This window comes from Terrabacter lapilli (assembly GCF_039531305.1).
Lineage (GTDB): Bacteria > Actinomycetota > Actinomycetes > Actinomycetales > Dermatophilaceae > Terrabacter > Terrabacter lapilli.
Genome location: NZ_BAAAPU010000006.1, coordinates 82,275 through 96,863, shown reverse-complemented (window position 1 = coordinate 96,863; position 14,589 = coordinate 82,275). Strand labels below are relative to the sequence as shown.

Below are 14,589 nucleotides of genomic sequence, written 5' to 3'. Positions count from 1 at the left end.
TCGCTGCGGGACCTCTCACACCGGTCGGGCCACGATCTCACCCGTGGCCGGGGTGACGGCTCACATGGGCGCCTTGACGGTGTCGGCGGCAGCGGGTGCCGTGACGTCGATCGGCTCGCCGTACTTGCTCATCGTCATGATCGCCTTGACGCCCGAGAGGTCGAACGTGACCTTGCGCAGCTGGTTCTTCTCGTCGAGCCACACGGTGTAGTCGATCGAGGCGGGCATCGCCGTCTTCGCGTCGGCGGGCAGCTGAGCCTGCATCGCCTTGGTGTCGAGCGTGAGGTCGTACTTCCACGTCTTGTCGCCGTCGACGGTGTCCTCACTGACGAACTTCACGTCCTTGACCGCGGCGCCGAACTGGTCGTACATCTTCGTCGGGTCGGCCTGGCCCAGGGACTGCATGAGCTGCTTGCCGAGCGACGAGCTGCTGTCGATGACGGCCCACTTGCCCGCCGGCATGTTGGGGATGCCCTTCATGTAGACCTTCTTGTCCACGAGCAGCATGTCGATCTTCATCGACTGCCCCATGTCCATGGTCATCTTCATGGCCGGGTTGGTGGCGTCGACCTTCGTGTCACCGGTGATCGAGACCTTCTGGCCGGCGGCGTCCATGTCCATGGTCACGTGCGCGGTGGTCGTATTCTTGCCGGCGGCCTTCATGGCGGCGACGAAGGAGGCCTTGTCCTTGTACGGCTGGGCGGCCGCGGGGGCCTGCGTGGTCGTCGACGGAGCGGCCGAGGAGGCCTGCGTCTGACCGCTGACGGGGGCGGCAGCCTCGTTCTTGCCGCAGGCCGCCATGCCGAGGACGGCGGGAAGGACGATGGCTGCGGCCGCGGCGCGGCGGGTGTTCCATTTCATGGTGGTGACCTCCTGGGCCCATAACGCCGGGCGGTGCCAGGCGGTTCCCCTGATCGCCCCGCTGGCGGCCCTGCGCTCCTGCGCTGCGTGTCGGGCCGGCGGACGAATGACCCACAGACGGTATCGCGGCCCTGTCACCGCCACGCCCGGCATACGGTCTCGGTGCGGTCACGGTTGGTGCCAGAATGGATGGCGATGACGGATTACGAGTACCGAATCCTCACCTTCGACCGCCACACGTCGAAGGCGGAGGCCCGGCAGGCCGTGCGTGAGCACGCGGAGTACGGCCGGTGGGAGCTGTCGCGCACGGTCGTGTACGAAGGGGGCGTGCGCCGGATGTGGCTGCGCCGGCGGATCATGCGCGTCCAGCGCACCGCCTGACGGCTCCCTGCCCGGCTCCCTGCCCGGCTCCCTGTCCGACGCCCAGCCCACCCCCGCCGGTCTCAGCAGGTCCGCAGGAAGTCGCCGAGCACCCGCGCACCGAACCGCAGCGAGTCCACCGGGACCCGCTCGTCGATGCCGTGGAACATCGGCGCGAAGTCGAGGTCGGCCGGCAGCCGCAGCGGGGCGAACCCGTAGCCGCTGATGCCCAGGCGGCCCAGGGCCTTGTTGTCCGTGCCACCGGAGAGGCAGTAGGGCAGGACGACCCCCTCCGGGTCCTCGCGGAGCAGGGCCTGCTTCATCGACTCGACGAGGTCGCCGGAGAAGGGCGCCTCCAGCGCGACGTCGTGGTGCACGACCTCGACCTCGACGTGCTCGCCGGCGAGCTCCCGGATGGTCGCCATCAGCTGGTCCTCGTGACCGGGCAGGAAGCGGCAGTCGACGGCGGCGCTCGCGGTCTGCGGGATGACGTTGTGCTTGTAGCCGGAGTCGAGCATGGTCACGTTCGAGGTGTCGCGCAGCGTGCCGCGGACGAAGCCCTGCGCGCCGCCGAGCGTCGCGAGCAGCGGCTCGAGGTCCGCGTCGGCGGACGACAGGCCGGTCATCGTGCTCAGGGTGTCGAGCAGCTCACGCACCGAGGCGATGTACTCGCGCGGCCACTCGTGGGCCGCGATGCGACCGATGGCGGCGGCGAGGCGCACGATGGCGTTCTCGTCGTTGGGCACCGAGCCGTGGCCGGCGCGTCCGTGGGCCACGAGGCGCAGCCAGGCGATCCCCTTCTCGGCGGTCTGGAGCAGGTAGGCGCGCTGCTCGCCCTGGGGGGTCGGCACCGTCACGCTGTAGCCGCCGACCTCGCTGATCGCCTCTGTGACGCCGTCGAACCAGTGCGGGTGGCGGTCGACGAGCCAGTGGCTGCCGAGGGTGCCTCCCGCCTCCTCGTCGGCGAAGAAGACGAAGGTGGTGTCGCGGGCCGGCTTGGTCCCCGTCCGGGCGAAGTGGCGGATGTTCGCGAGGATCATGGCGTCCATGTCCTTCATGTCCACCGCGCCACGGCCCCAGATGCACCCGTCGCGCTCCTCGGCGCCGAAGGGGTCGACCTGCCAGTCGGCCGCGGTGGCGGGGACGACGTCGAGGTGACCGTGCACGGCCAGCCCGGGACGCGAGGAGTCCTGCCCCTCGAGCCGCACGACGACCGTCGCGCGGCCGGGCTCGCTCTCCAGCAGCGTGCCCTCGAGGCCCACCTCGGCGAGCTCGGTCATGACGTACTCGGCTGCCTTGCGCTCCCCCGGACCTGACCCGTCGCCGTAGTTCGAGGAGTCGATGCGGATGAGGTCGGCGCAGATCCGCGCGACCTCCTCCTCCGCTGCGACCGTGGGCTGGGCGTCGAGGTCCGGGTCGTCGTGCGTCATGCGGGCCAGCGTATGCCGGTGCCTCCGGGAGCGCTCATCCCGACCTTCCCGCCCCGCGTGAGGCGGTCAGTGGAGCGGTTTGGCCTTTTGGCAAGCCCACGTGTAACGTTTCGCCTCGCCGCAAGGGAATCCCACGAGCCCCTTGCATCACCTTGTCGGGGTGGCGGAATGGCAGACGCGCTAGCTTGAGGTGCTAGTGCCCTTAACGGGCGTGGGGGTTCAAGTCCCCCCCTCGACACCATGAGGCCCCCGGGTTCCTGCAGGTCAGGAGCTCGGGGGCCTTCTCGTTCCCGGCCGCGTCCACTGGCACGTCGTCACCATGGACAGGACTCTGGTGACCGGGTTCTCCGGAGCCGTACCCTCTCACCGTGAGCGACGACGACGTGGCCGGGCTGGTGGACGACCTCTACGACGTCGTCGGCCTCCTGCGCCGGCGGTCCCGGCGGCTCGTGGGCGCCCCGCTCCCCGAGCTGGCCCTCTCGGGGGCACAGCTGGAGCTGATGCGCGTGGTGCGGCGCAACCCCGGGGTCACGGTGGCCGAGGCGGCCCGCGTGCTGGGTCTGGCCCCCAACACGGTCTCGACCCTCGTGGGTCAGCTGGTCTCGCTCGAGGTCCTCGTGCGCAGCCGGGACCTCACCGACCGCAGGCTGGCACGCCTGGAGCTGACGCCGTCGGCCCGCACGGGGCTGGAGCAGTGGCGCGACCGCCGCTCACAGGCCACGGCTGCCGTCCTCGCCCAGCTGCCGGCCGACGAGCGCGCGAGCCTCGCCGCGGCCCTGCCGGCGATCGCCCGCGTCGCCGCCGGTCTGCCTGACTCGCTCGAGCCGGCCCACTCCCCCACGGAGCCTGCCCTGGAAAGCCGGCCCTGAGCCTCGTTCCCCACATTTCCGGCGTTCTTGCTCTCCGGAGCCGGACGGGACCGGGGGGTGAACGTACGCTGTGCCGCGTGACCTTCCTGCGGGCCCTGCGCACCCTGCTCCGGGGGCGTGGGTTCCGGCGGCTCTTCGCCAGTCGCATGACGTCGTCGTTCGGGGACGGCATCTTCCAGGTGGCGCTCGCCAGCCACGTGCTGTTCAACCCCGAGCAGGCGGCAGACGCCCGGGGCATCGCCATCGCGTTCGCGATCGTGCTGCTGCCCTACAGCATCCTCGGGCCCTTCGTCGGGGTCCTGCTCGACCGCTGGCCACGACGGCGGGTCCTCGTCGTCAGCCAGCTCATCAGGGTCGCGGCGATGCTCTCGGTCGCCACCCTGGTGACGGGTGCCGAGACGGCACCGGCCTTCTACGGCCTCGTGCTCCTCGTCTTCTCGGTCAACCGCTTCATCCTCGCCGGGCTGTCGTCCGCCATGCCGCACGTCGTCGAGCGGTCGGCGCTGGTCAGCGCCAACTCCGTTGCGCCCACGTGCGGTTCGATCGCCTACCTGCTCGGTGGGGCTGTCGGTACGGGCATCCGCGCGCTGGGTGGCAGCGACGCAGTCGACGTGCTCGTCGCGGCCGCGGCAGTCGCGGTGGCCGCATGGACTGCCGCTCGCCTGCCGTTCATCGGTCCCGACGACACCGGGCGGGGACCTTCCATGGGACAGATCGCCCGGTCGGTCGTCAGCGGTCTCCTCGAGGCAGCGCGCACCCTGCCGCGCCGGGCCCGGCTCCTCCTGCTGCTGGTGTTCGTCACCCGCATCCCCTTCGGCTTCCTCCTGCTCCAGACGCTGCTGCTCTTCCGCGGTCCGTTCGAGAACGGCCAGGGGCCGCTCGGCTTCGGGATCGCGGCTGCCGCCTCCGCCGTCGGCTTCGTGTCGGCCGCCCTGGCCACCCCGTGGCTCGCTCCGCGCCTGGGCGCCGTGCCGTATGCCGCCCGGATGCTGGCCATCGGCGCCGTCGTCTGCGCGGTGCTGGGGCCCTTCCTCCTCCCGTGGACGATCGTGCTCGTCGGGCTGGTCGTGTCGTTCACCTCCCAGTGCGTCAAGATCACCGTCGACTCGCTCATGCAGGCGCATGTCCAGGACCACCTGCTGGGACGCGCGTTCTCCGCCTATGACGTCGTCTACAACGCCGGCATGGTCGCCGCAGCCGCGCTGGGGGCGATCGTCCTGCCCCCCACCGGCCTCGCGTGGTGGCCTCTCGTGGCGTTCGCCTGCCTCTACGGCGCCACCGCCATGGCGCTCGGCGGCCTGTGGCAGCGCGCCACGACGGCCGACCACGAGCGGCCACTAGGCTGACGCGGTGCTTCCCGAGCTGACCGCGACCCGCTACGTGACGCCGCTGAAGGAAGGCGGCTCGCTGCCGGGGATCGTCGAGGCCGATGACGACGGCACCTACGTCCTGAAGTTCCGGGGCGCGGGCCAGGGGCTCAAGGTCCTCGTGGCCGAGGTCCTCGTCGCCGGCCTCGCCCGGTTGCTGGAGATCCCCGTGCCCGATCTCGCGGTCGTCCGGCTCGACCCGCGCATCGCCAAGTACGAGGCCGACGAGGAGGTCCAGGACCTGCTGACGGCCTCCATCGGCACCAACCTCGGCGTCGACTTCCTGCCGGGGTCGCTCGGCTACGACGGCTCGCGGCCGCCCGAGGCCGACCTCGCCGAGCGGATCATCTGGCTCGACGCCCTGACCGCCAACGTCGACCGGACGTGGGCCAACCCGAACCTGCTGGTGTGGCACGGCCGGACCTGGGCCATCGACCACGGCGCCGCCCTCTACTTCCACCACTCCTGGCCGAGCCGGCCACCGGCCCCCGAGCGCTTCGCGGCACAGCCGTTCGACGCGAGCCGGCACGTCCTGCGCGACGTCGCCGGCGACGTGGCGCGGCGCCACGACGAGCTCGCGGCACGGCTCACCCCCGAGGCGGTGGGTGCCGTCGTCGCCGAGGTGCCCGAGGAGTGGATCGAGCCCACGCCCGACCTGCCCGACGCTGCCGCGGTGCGGGCGGCATACGCCCTCATGCTGCGTGCCCGGCTGGAGGGGCCGCTGGCCTGGGTGCCGACGGGGGCAGCCGCGTGAACGCGTACCAATACGTCCTGCTCCGGCTCGTCCCGCGCGTCGACCGCGAGGAGTTCATCAACGTCGGGGTGGTGCTCTACTCGCAGGACGCGGGCTTCCTCGACGCCGCGTGGGACCTCGACGAGAGCCGGGCGCAAGCCCTGGCGCCGACGTGCGACCTGGGCGGGGTCCGGTCCATGCTCGAGCGGGTGCGTGCGGTCTGCCGTGGTGAGACCGGGCGCGGGCTGCCCACCCTCGACAAGCCCGGTCAGCGCTTCGGGTGGATCATCGCCCCGCGCTCGACCGTGCTGCAGCCGGGGCCCGTGCACGGCGGGCTCTGCAAGGACCCGGCCGCGGAGCTGCAGCGCCTGCTCGACCGTTTCGTGCGCATCTGACCGGCCGATCCTGGCCTGCCACACCGCCGCAGGGTGCCGGCGCGGGTGCCGGCGCCACCGGTGGTTACCCTCCCACCATGAGCACCGAGCTGCGGGTCATCACCGGCGCGGACTGGGAGGCGTTCCGGGCCGTGCGCCTGCGAGCGCTGGCGGACTCCCCCGACTCCTTCGGGGCGACGCTCGAGGAAAGCGCCTCGCAGGAGTCCTCGCTGTGGCGGGAGCGAGCAGGCGGGCCCGGCCCCGTCGTGCTCGCCTTCGCGGACGACAGCACCGTCGGCATGGGCGGGCTGTACACGCCCGACGAGACCGGCGACGTGTTCGTGTGGGGGATGTGGGTCGAACCCGCCTGGCGAGGCCGGGGCCTGGCGTCCGACATACTCCGCCTCCTGCTGGATCAGCCTGCAGCGCAAGCACGTCCGGCTCTCCTGCACGTCACGCAGGGCAACGACACGGCACGCCGACTGTACGAGAGGCACGGGTTCGTCGGCACCGGAGAGACCCTGCCGCTCCGGCCGGGATCGACGGTTCTCATCGACGCCCTGCGCCGGGTCTGACGACGCGTCGCTACGCCTGCCTGGCTGCGAACCAGGCGCGGCCGAAGTCCGCCACGCTGGCGTGTCGGTCGTCCGGTCTCGACCGGCATGCCGTTGCCAGCACCTGCGCCAGGGCGTTCGAGCCACAGAACTGCGACCGCTCCTCGGTCAGCCGCGTCGCGAAGTGCCACACGATGCGCGCGAGGGTGTGGACGGTCGTCCGCTCGTCGACCGCAGCGCCGAGCTCGAGCTCCTCCGGGGCCATGAACCGCGTGGACCCGAACATGCGGCCCATGTCGTTCGTGCCAGCGCCCCGGCGGTAGGAGTCGAGGTCGACGACGCGCAGCCCCGGAGTCTCGAAGTCGACGATGAGGCAGCCGTCGTAGAGGTCGCCGGCGACCCAGCCGGCGGCGGCCAGGGCCACGTGCAGATCCACCAGCGTGTCGAACAAGCCCAACGGGGTGGGCGCGGGCAGGTGGGCGAAGCGCTGGTACGGGGAGGCCGGGTCGCCACGCCGCTCGCTCGGGACCCCGACCAGCTCCCCGGTGGCTGCCTCGTAGACGAGCACCGGTCCCGCGGGTGACTCGATGACGTTGAGCAGGGTGGGCAACGCCGGATGCGTGCATGACCGCGCGAGCTGAATCGCGTTGCGCAGCAGGCCGACTCGGGCAGTGTGGTCCAGGTGGGGCGTGGGAGCGCCTCGCGCCGGCTGTGGCGTCCCGGCCGTCTTCACGAACAGGGGCCGGCCCTCCGACTCGACGAGCCACGAGACGTTCCCGGAGTCCTGGGTGCGGTGGTCGAACTGCCGGAGGACCGTCCCGCACTGTGGCACATAGCTGGCCGGGTCCTCGTCGATGTCGCTCGTCACCGTCAGGCTCGCCACCCGACGAGGGTACCCGGAGGCAATCCTCGGCCGGCGGCGCGGCGTGGCGGCCACCTTGCACGCCCACCGCCTCAGGCGCGGGCTGCCAGCCAGGTCATCTCGGCAGCGGCGTGCGCCCGCCACCAGTCGTCCTCGTGGCCGCCCGGCTCGAAATGCGTCTCGACGCCCGGAAGCTGCTCCGCCAGAGCGCGATTGGCTCGGATGAAGGGATCCGACTCCCCGCAGTCCAGCCTGACCGGCATGCCGGCCAGCCGCGCCACACGCCCGAAGATCGAGTGGCGCTCGAAGTCCCCTCGATCGTCGAAAGCCACGGCAGGCGTCTCGGCCGCGGTGCGCCAGAGGGCGGCACTGGCTGCGACGACGCCGTTCACGCGAGCGGGACCGAGGTCGCCGGCCAGCAGGAGAGCGCCGAAGCCACCCATGGACCAGCCGAGCAGCCCGACCCGCGTGGACGCCGGCAGGCCGCAGCGGTCCAGCGCCGTCGGGATGAGGTCCTCGCGGACCATCGCACCGCTGTCGGTGCTGTCGCGTCGTGCATGCCAGTAGCCGTTGCCGCCGTCCACCGACACGAGCGCCAGCCCTGTGGCGGCGACGGCGTCGCCGTAGCCCAGGCCGAATGCGGCATCCGCATCGCCACCGAACCCGTGCAACGCCACGACGAGGCCTCGCGGTGCTGTCCCCTCCGGTACGGCCAGGCGCCATCGGGCGCCGTTGCCGCCGTGGCCGTCGTCGAGAGTGCCATCACTCAGGACTGCGCCGCTCGGTGCCGAGGTCCGGCAGCCGGCCAGCGTGCCGCCCAGAGTCACGGCCGTCCCCAGAGCGATCGCGGCGCGAAGCGCGGACCGGCGAGGTATGCGGCCCGGACGAGACATGCACGGAGCGTAAGGTCCACCCCGCTGCTCTCCGGACGGACACTCCGTAGGGTGCGTGCATGGGTGAACCGCTCGCCGTCGACAGCCGGGGCAACAAGCTGCTCCGGTGGCTGCCCGCCGTGGGTGGAGTCCTGCCGGCGGTCGACCCGTCCGTCCCGACACCACTCGCGCTCATGGTCGCCAGGCGTGGCTCCCGCACGCTCATCGTCTACAACCGCTGGCGTGAGTGCTGGGAGCTCCCCGGCGGCATGATCGAGCCGGGTGAGAGCGCCGAGGCCGCGGCCCGACGCGAGTTCCTCGAAGAGACCGGCCACGCGAGCAGCGACGTGCGAGCGGCAGGGGTCGCCACCTTCCGGCTGGCCCCTGACGGCCGGCTGGAGCACGGCGCCGTCTACACGTGCGCGGTGGACGAGGCGGTGCCCTTCGTACCCACCGTGGAGATCGAGCGGATCGCCTGGTGGGACGGTTCTCCGAGTCAGGGGGTGACCGAGCTCGACACCTTCATCAGCCGCGCAGCGCAGGGCGGCCGAGCATCACGAGCCCCGGACCACCGAGAGCCGGGCAGCGTGTGCGCGGCTGCCTCGTCGACCTTCCGCGGGTCACGCCCGGCGGTCGTGGCTCGAACTGGCTACGCTCCCGGCATGACCGACGTCGGGACCAGTTCAGCCCAGTCCACCACCAGCGCCGAGGCGCAGGCGCTGTTGTCCGTCCTCGAGCGCAACCGACGCACGTTCGCGTGGAAGACCGCAGGCCTCGACGCCGACGGCCTGCGCGCCACCACGGCGGCCAGCTCGATGACGCTCGGTGGGCTCGTCAAGCACATGGCGCTCGTCGAGGCGGACTGGCTCGCGGTCAAGCTGGCCGGTGAGGCGTACGGGCCGCCTTGGGACACCGTCGACTTCGACGACGACCCTGACTGGGACTGGCGCACCGGGGCGCTGGATGCTGCCGACGAGGTGCACGGGCTGTGGCGGGACGCGGTCGAGCGCTCACGGCGGATCGTCACCCGCGTGATCGACGAGCGAGGCCTGGACGGGCCCGCTTCCTTCACCTGGCCCGACGGGCGCGTGCCCTCCGTGCGAGCCATGCTCCTGGACATGATCGAGGAGTACGCCCGCCACACGGGCCACGCAGACATCCTGCGTGAAGCCGTGGACGGGCGCGTGGGCGAGGGCGCCCCCCGCGACTTCACCTTCTGAGGGCTGCTGGGCCGGACGCCACGGCGCGCTCTCGCAGGTGGCCAGCGGCTACCCGAGCTGCTTCCCCTGCCCCTCCGAGATGATCTCCATCTCGGAGTCGGACACCCTGCACGCCGTCTGGTCGTCGACGGCGTATGCCGGACCGGCAATGCCCGCAACCCATGCCTCGGCCTCGACCAACGAGCTGCCCGGCATGCCGCCCGGAGGCAGCTGGGGGCAGATCGAGAAGTCGACCAGACCCAGCCTGCTCTCGTCACCGGTCGGAGGCCGCCACCGGATGAAGTCCTCTCCCACCTCTGGCGTCATCACCATGCCCGGCGCTCAGCCCCACCCAGACGGTTTCGCTCAGCGACGACGGGAGCAGGTCCGCGAGCCCGGGCTGCCCTCATCCAGTGGCACAGGTGGAGGACGTCACCGCCCGACACCAGCAGGACGTCCGCCTCTCGCACCGCGGGTCATGGGCGCCCGGAAGGAGTCAGGTCCGGTCGAGCCGTGGGGCTGCGCCCGGCGTGTGTTCACAGCGCACACACCGTTCGCGTGCGGGGGTGTCCGGCAGACGTCGATGCTTGGTTCAGGCGCCGGTGCGCGGCCGGAGGGCCCACATCGCCACGGCGCTGGCCGCCGCGACGTTGAGCGAGTCGACGCCGCCGGCCATGGGGATGCGCACGGTCAGGTCGGCGCCGGCAACCGTCCGGTGCGAGAGCCCGTCACCCTCGGTGCCGACGACGAGCGCGATCCGCTCCGGAGGGTCCGCCTCGAGGTCGGCCAAGGACACGGAGTCGTCCGAGAGCGCCATGGCGGCGACGGTCAGCCCGGCCTCGTGCAGCAGCTCGATCCCTCGCGGCCACGGGTCGATCCGGGTCCACGGCACCTGGAAGACCGTGCCCATCGACACCCGGATGGAGCGGCGGTAGAGCGGGTCCGCGCACCGCGGCGTGACGAGGACGGCATCGACGCCGAGGGCGGCGGAGCTGCGGAAGATGGCCCCGACGTTGGTGTGGTCGACGACGTCCTCCAGCACGATGACACGCCGCGCGTGCTGCACGAGAGACTCGGCCGGTGGCAGGACCGGGCGCTGCATGGCGGCGAGCGCTCCCCGGTGCAGGTGGAAGCCGGTCAGCTGCTCGATCATCGGGTGCTCGCCGTAGTAGACGGGGACGCCGTCCGACTCGGCCTCGGCCACGATGTCGCTGAGGTCGTCGAGCCAGCGACGGGCCATCAGGTAGGACCGCGGCCGGTGGCCGGCCCGCAGCGCCCGCCGGATCACCTTCTGGCTCTCGGCGATGTAGAGACCGCGTTCGGGCTCCGTCCGCCGGCGCAGCACGACGTCGGTGAGTGACACGTAGTCGGCGACGCGCGGGTCTGCGGGGTCGGTGATCTCGATCGGCACGCCCGTCAGGCTAGTGCCGCCACCACCCGGCGCAGACACCGCGCCGCCCCGACACCGTCGGCTCGAGCCGAGAACTGGTCAGGGGAACCAGACGAGCTTGACGATGGCGACGATGCCGATGAGCAGGATCAGGGCCCGCAGGACGTTCGGCGGGATGCGGCGGCCCACGTGAGCGCCGATGATGCCACCGACGAACGAGCCGACGGCGATGAGGACGACGATGAGCCAGTCGATGTGGTCGCGGGCGAAGAGCACGAAGACCGTGGCGGCGACGAAGTTCACGATGAGCGACAGGACGTTCTTGTAGCCGTTGAGCCGCTGGAGCGGCTCGAGGCTCAGGGCGCTCAGCACGCCCATGATGAGCACGCCCTGGGCCGCCCCGAAGTAGCCGCCATAGACGCCGGCGACGAACACTCCCACCGCCATGGCCGGCAGGTGCCACCCCGGCACGGGACCCTCGTGGTCGGCGGGGTGCACGCGAGCTTGGATCGACGGTCCGGCGACGACGAGCACGAGTGCGATGAAGATCAGCACCGGCACGATCGCGCGGAAGGCCGCGGCCGGGAGGATGAGGAGCAGGCTCGCCCCGACGACGGAGCCGACGAACGACATGGGCATGAGGCGACGTAGCGTCTCCGCCTGCCCGGTCAGCTCGTGCCGGTAGCCCCACGCGCCGGTCGCGCCGCCGGCGACGAGGCCGATGTTGTTGGAGACGTTGGCCACGAGCGGGTTGACGCCGAAGAAGAGCAGCGTGGGGAAGGTGATCAGCGTCCCCGAGCCGACGATCGTGTTGATGATGCCGGCACCGGTGCCCGCCAGCGCGATGGCAACCCCCGACCAGAAAGACACCCGGTCACCCTACAGAGGGTGACCGGGCATCTCGGGCACTGGAACCACCGGGCGTACGTATGCCGTCCGGCGCCGTCGGCTCAGCGCGTGACGGGCGGCTCCGGGTCGGCTTCCGGAAGGGCCGCCGGCACGGCGGGCGCGGCCGGCGGGTCGACGGGCGCCGCGTCCTGCAGGACGGGCGGTGCGGCGGCAGGCAGCGGCGGCACGCCAGCACTGGTCCGCGTGGCCGAGTGCGCTCGCATGAGCGGCTCGGTCGACTCCGCACTCGCGGCCGCGGCTTGGTCGCGGGCCTCGGCGAGCGCCTTCGCGGAGTCCTCGAGGATCGTCTCGGCGAAGGCGTCCTCCTGCGCGTCGGTGGTCTGCACCCACGACTCGTCGTCGTCCTCGCTGGTGCGGGCCTCGGACCCGCCCAGCGCGTTCCCGATGCCCTTCAGGGCATCCGTCAGCTCGGACGGCACGATCCACATCTTGTTGGAGTCGCCGCGGGCGATCTGCGGCAGCACCTGGAGGTACTGGTAGGCGAGCAGCTTCTGGGTCGGCTTGCCGCGGTGGATCGCGGAGAACACCTGCTGGATGGCTCGAGCCTGGCCCTGGGCCTCGAGGATGCGGGCCTGGGCCGAGCCCTCGGCCCGCAGGATCTGGCTCTGCTTCTCGCCCTCGGCGGTCAGGATCGCGGACTGCTTGACGCCCTCGGCCGTGAGGATCGCGGCGCGGCGGTCGCGCTCGGCGCGCATCTGCTTCTCCATCGAGTCCTGCACCGAGTGTGGCGGGTCGATGGCCTTGAGCTCGACGCGGTTGACGCGGATGCCCCACTTGCCGGTGGCCTCGTCGAGGACACCGCGCAGCTGGCCGTTGATCTGGTCGCGGCTCGTCAGGGTCTGCTCGAGGTCGAGCGAGCCGATGACGTTGCGCAGCGTCGTGACCGTCAGCTGCTCGATGCCCTGGATGAAGTTGGCGATCTCGTAGACCGCAGCCTTGGCGTCGATGACCGAGTAGTAGATGACGGTGTCGATGCTCACGACCAGGTTGTCCGACGTGATGACGGGCTGCGGCGGGAACGAGACGACCTGCTCACGCAGGTCGATGTTGGCGCGCACCTTGTCGACGAAGGGGACGAGGAAGTGGATGCCTGGCGTCAGTGTCTTGTTGTAGCCGCCGAGCCGCTCGACGATCTGGGCCGTCTGCTGCGGCACGATGCGGACCGTGCGCAGCACGAGGATGGCTGCCACCACCACGATGAGTATGGGAACGATGATTACCGGGTCCACGACCTTCTCGACCTTCTCCCTGTGCGGTCCGGGCTCCCCCGAGGAGCCACGGTTGGTGCGGGCGGGTCGGGCGACCCGCTCGATGCTTGGAAACTGTTGGAGGTGACGGCGGTCCGGCGCCCGCCACCGGGGCTCTAGGAGCCGACGACGTGGGCCCGCCGCACGATGGCTGTCGCTCCTTCGATCGAGTCGACGACGACCTCCTCGCCGGGTTCGATGTCGTCACCGAGCGTTCGGGCGGACCACGTCTCACCGGCGAGCTTGACCTGTCCGCCGGCGGGGTTGACCCGGTCGATGGCGATCGCCGAGCGACCGACGTTGGCCGCCGCGCCCATGAGCTGCGGCGCGTTCGTGGCGGTGAAGCGCTTCTTGAGCCACGGACGCACGATGGCCAGCAGGGCGATGGCGACGAGGCCGCCGACGATGGCCTGGACGACGGGAGGAGCGCCGACCGCAGCGGCGATGGCGCCTCCGGCAGCTCCGCCGGCGAGCATGAGGAAGGTGAAGTCGACCGTGACGGTCTCGATGGCCACGAGGACCAGGGCGACGCCCAGCCAGACCATCCACGCCTGCCCTCCGGACACGTGACCCCACCCTGCCTTCGTTCGCGTCGGCGCTGGACACCGACGTCCCGTGCGTCACTTGTGTGACGTTCTCGATTGTCTCTCAGTTCCCTGCGGGAACCTACGGATCGAGAAGGGGGTCCGGGCGCGTGGGCCCCGGCCTTCGCCTTGGCCGAGGTTGCGGTCAGGACTCGGCGCGCGCGGTCCAGCGCTCGCCGCGCTGCTCGAGGACCAGCGGCAGGCCGAACGTCGCGCTGAGGTTCTCGGCCGTGAGGGTCAGCGGGATCGGGCCCGCCGCGACGACCCTGCCGTCGCGGATCATCAGCACGTCGGTGAACGACGGCGGGATCTCCTCGACGTGGTGGGTGACCAGCACCATGGCCGGCGCCTCGGTGTCGGCGGCCAGCTCGCCGAGCCGGCGCACGAGGTCCTCGCGGCCCCCGAGGTCGAGCCCGGCGGCGGGCTCGTCGAGGAGCATGAGCTCGGGATCGGTCATGAGCGCCCGGGCGATCTGGACGCGCTTGCGCTCGCCCTCGCTCAGCGTTCCGAAGGTGCGGTCGGCGAGGTGGTCGGCGCCGAGGGCCTTGAGCAGCTCCATGGCGCGGACGTAGTCGACGTGGTCGTAGGTCTCGCGCCACCGGCCGATGATGCCGTAGGAGGCGGTGACGACGACGTTGCCGACGAGCTCGTCGCCCGGGATGCGCTCGGCCATCGAGGAGCTGGCCAGGCCGATCCGCGGCCGCAGCTCGAAGACGTCGACCGCGCCGAGGACCTCCCCGAGGACGCCCGCCACACCGGACGACGGGTGCATCCGTGCCGCGGCGATCTGAAGGAGCGTGGTCTTGCCGGCTCCGTTGGCGCCCAGCACGACCCAGCGCTCGCCCTCCTCCACCTCCCAGGTGATGTCGTCGAGCAGCGTCGTGGCACCGCGGCGCACGGTGACTCCGGCGAAGGCGAGGACGTCACTCATGGCTCGACCCTATGGCACGCTCGTTCGAGTCGCCGTCCGGGCGCGCC

The 14,589-nt window shown here is 71.5% G+C and carries 17 protein-coding genes and 1 tRNA gene; 8 read left to right on the top strand and 10 right to left on the bottom strand.

Annotation, left to right across the window (positions count from 1 at the left end):
- Window positions 1-60: 60 nt before the first annotated feature.
- Complete coding sequence (locus ABD241_RS07850) at window positions 61-861, bottom strand: SCO4651 family lipoprotein (protein WP_344060197.1); 801 nt, start codon at window positions 859-861, stop codon at window positions 61-63.
- A gap of 195 nt (window positions 862-1,056) precedes the next feature.
- Between ABD241_RS07850 and ABD241_RS07845 the strand changes: the two genes are divergently transcribed.
- A complete protein-coding gene (locus ABD241_RS07845) occupies window positions 1,057-1,242 on the top strand; it encodes a DUF5703 family protein (protein ID WP_142185345.1) in 186 nt (61 codons plus the stop codon).
- Window positions 1,243-1,304: 62 nt separating this feature from the next.
- On the opposite strand, the gene ABD241_RS07840 is transcribed toward ABD241_RS07845, so the two are convergent.
- Window positions 1,305-2,651 carry a M20/M25/M40 family metallo-hydrolase gene (locus ABD241_RS07840; RefSeq protein ID WP_344060194.1) on the bottom strand — a complete coding sequence of 449 codons (1,347 nt, stop codon included), beginning with the start codon at window positions 2,649-2,651 and terminating at the stop codon, window positions 1,305-1,307.
- A 154-nt stretch (window positions 2,652-2,805) separates the two neighbouring features.
- Between ABD241_RS07840 and ABD241_RS07835 the strand changes: the two genes are divergently transcribed.
- The 6 genes from ABD241_RS07835 to ABD241_RS07810 all read left to right on the top strand — a co-directional run bounded on the left by ABD241_RS07835 (window position 2,806) and on the right by ABD241_RS07810 (window position 6,569).
- Window positions 2,806-2,892, top strand: a tRNA-Leu gene (locus tag ABD241_RS07835).
- 127 nt (window positions 2,893-3,019) lie between these two features.
- Window positions 3,020-3,520, top strand: coding sequence for a MarR family winged helix-turn-helix transcriptional regulator (locus ABD241_RS07830; protein WP_344060191.1), 501 nt, complete (start codon window positions 3,020-3,022; stop codon window positions 3,518-3,520).
- A 77-nt stretch (window positions 3,521-3,597) separates the two neighbouring features.
- Window positions 3,598-4,866 (top strand): MFS transporter, encoded by a 1,269-nt coding sequence (locus tag ABD241_RS07825; RefSeq protein ID WP_344060189.1) that lies wholly within the window; start codon window positions 3,598-3,600, stop codon window positions 4,864-4,866.
- A 4-nt stretch (window positions 4,867-4,870) separates the two neighbouring features.
- Window positions 4,871-5,641 (top strand): HipA family kinase, encoded by a 771-nt coding sequence (locus ABD241_RS07820; RefSeq protein ID WP_142185337.1) that lies wholly within the window; start codon window positions 4,871-4,873, stop codon window positions 5,639-5,641.
- Window positions 5,638-6,015: a DUF3037 domain-containing protein gene (locus tag ABD241_RS07815; protein ID WP_344060185.1), complete on the top strand. Its 378-nt coding sequence runs from the start codon at window positions 5,638-5,640 to the stop codon at window positions 6,013-6,015. Before ABD241_RS07820 ends, ABD241_RS07815 begins: the two co-directional genes overlap by 4 nt.
- A gap of 77 nt (window positions 6,016-6,092) precedes the next feature.
- A complete protein-coding gene (locus tag ABD241_RS07810) occupies window positions 6,093-6,569 on the top strand; it encodes a GNAT family N-acetyltransferase (protein WP_344060183.1) in 477 nt (158 codons plus the stop codon).
- 10 nt (window positions 6,570-6,579) lie between these two features.
- On the opposite strand, the gene ABD241_RS07805 is transcribed toward ABD241_RS07810, so the two are convergent.
- Together ABD241_RS07805 and ABD241_RS07800 are read right to left on the bottom strand one after the other, a co-directional pair.
- Window positions 6,580-7,431, bottom strand: a complete 852-nt coding sequence (locus ABD241_RS07805) for a hypothetical protein (protein ID WP_344060181.1) — start codon at window positions 7,429-7,431, stop codon at window positions 6,580-6,582.
- Between the two features lie 71 nt (window positions 7,432-7,502).
- Window positions 7,503-8,303 (bottom strand): alpha/beta hydrolase-fold protein, encoded by an 801-nt coding sequence (locus tag ABD241_RS07800; RefSeq protein ID WP_344060179.1) that lies wholly within the window; start codon window positions 8,301-8,303, stop codon window positions 7,503-7,505.
- A 59-nt stretch (window positions 8,304-8,362) separates the two neighbouring features.
- On the opposite strand from ABD241_RS07800, the gene ABD241_RS07795 reads away from it, so the two are divergent.
- Window positions 8,363-9,502, top strand: a complete 1,140-nt coding sequence (locus ABD241_RS07795; RefSeq protein WP_344060177.1) for a mycothiol transferase — start codon at window positions 8,363-8,365, stop codon at window positions 9,500-9,502.
- Between the two features lie 48 nt (window positions 9,503-9,550).
- Here the strand turns inward: ABD241_RS07795 and ABD241_RS07790 are convergent, their stop codons facing one another.
- The 6 genes from ABD241_RS07790 to ABD241_RS07765 all read right to left on the bottom strand — a co-directional run bounded on the left by ABD241_RS07790 (window position 9,551) and on the right by ABD241_RS07765 (window position 14,542).
- Entirely contained in the window at window positions 9,551-9,808 is a 258-nt protein-coding gene (locus ABD241_RS07790; RefSeq protein ID WP_344060175.1) for a hypothetical protein, read from the bottom strand.
- A 265-nt stretch (window positions 9,809-10,073) separates the two neighbouring features.
- Window positions 10,074-10,892 carry a TrmH family RNA methyltransferase gene (locus ABD241_RS07785; protein ID WP_344060173.1) on the bottom strand — a complete coding sequence of 273 codons (819 nt, stop codon included), beginning with the start codon at window positions 10,890-10,892 and terminating at the stop codon, window positions 10,074-10,076.
- 78 nt (window positions 10,893-10,970) lie between these two features.
- Window positions 10,971-11,741, bottom strand: coding sequence for a sulfite exporter TauE/SafE family protein (locus ABD241_RS07780; protein WP_344060171.1), 771 nt, complete (start codon window positions 11,739-11,741; stop codon window positions 10,971-10,973).
- A gap of 80 nt (window positions 11,742-11,821) precedes the next feature.
- A complete protein-coding gene (locus tag ABD241_RS07775; RefSeq protein ID WP_344060169.1) occupies window positions 11,822-13,009 on the bottom strand; it encodes an SPFH domain-containing protein in 1,188 nt (395 codons plus the stop codon).
- A gap of 134 nt (window positions 13,010-13,143) precedes the next feature.
- Window positions 13,144-13,593 (bottom strand): NfeD family protein, encoded by a 450-nt coding sequence (locus ABD241_RS07770; protein ID WP_344060167.1) that lies wholly within the window; start codon window positions 13,591-13,593, stop codon window positions 13,144-13,146.
- A 163-nt stretch (window positions 13,594-13,756) separates the two neighbouring features.
- Window positions 13,757-14,542: an ATP-binding cassette domain-containing protein gene (locus ABD241_RS07765; RefSeq protein ID WP_142221568.1), complete on the bottom strand. Its 786-nt coding sequence runs from the start codon at window positions 14,540-14,542 to the stop codon at window positions 13,757-13,759.
- Window positions 14,543-14,589: the final 47 nt, after the last annotated feature.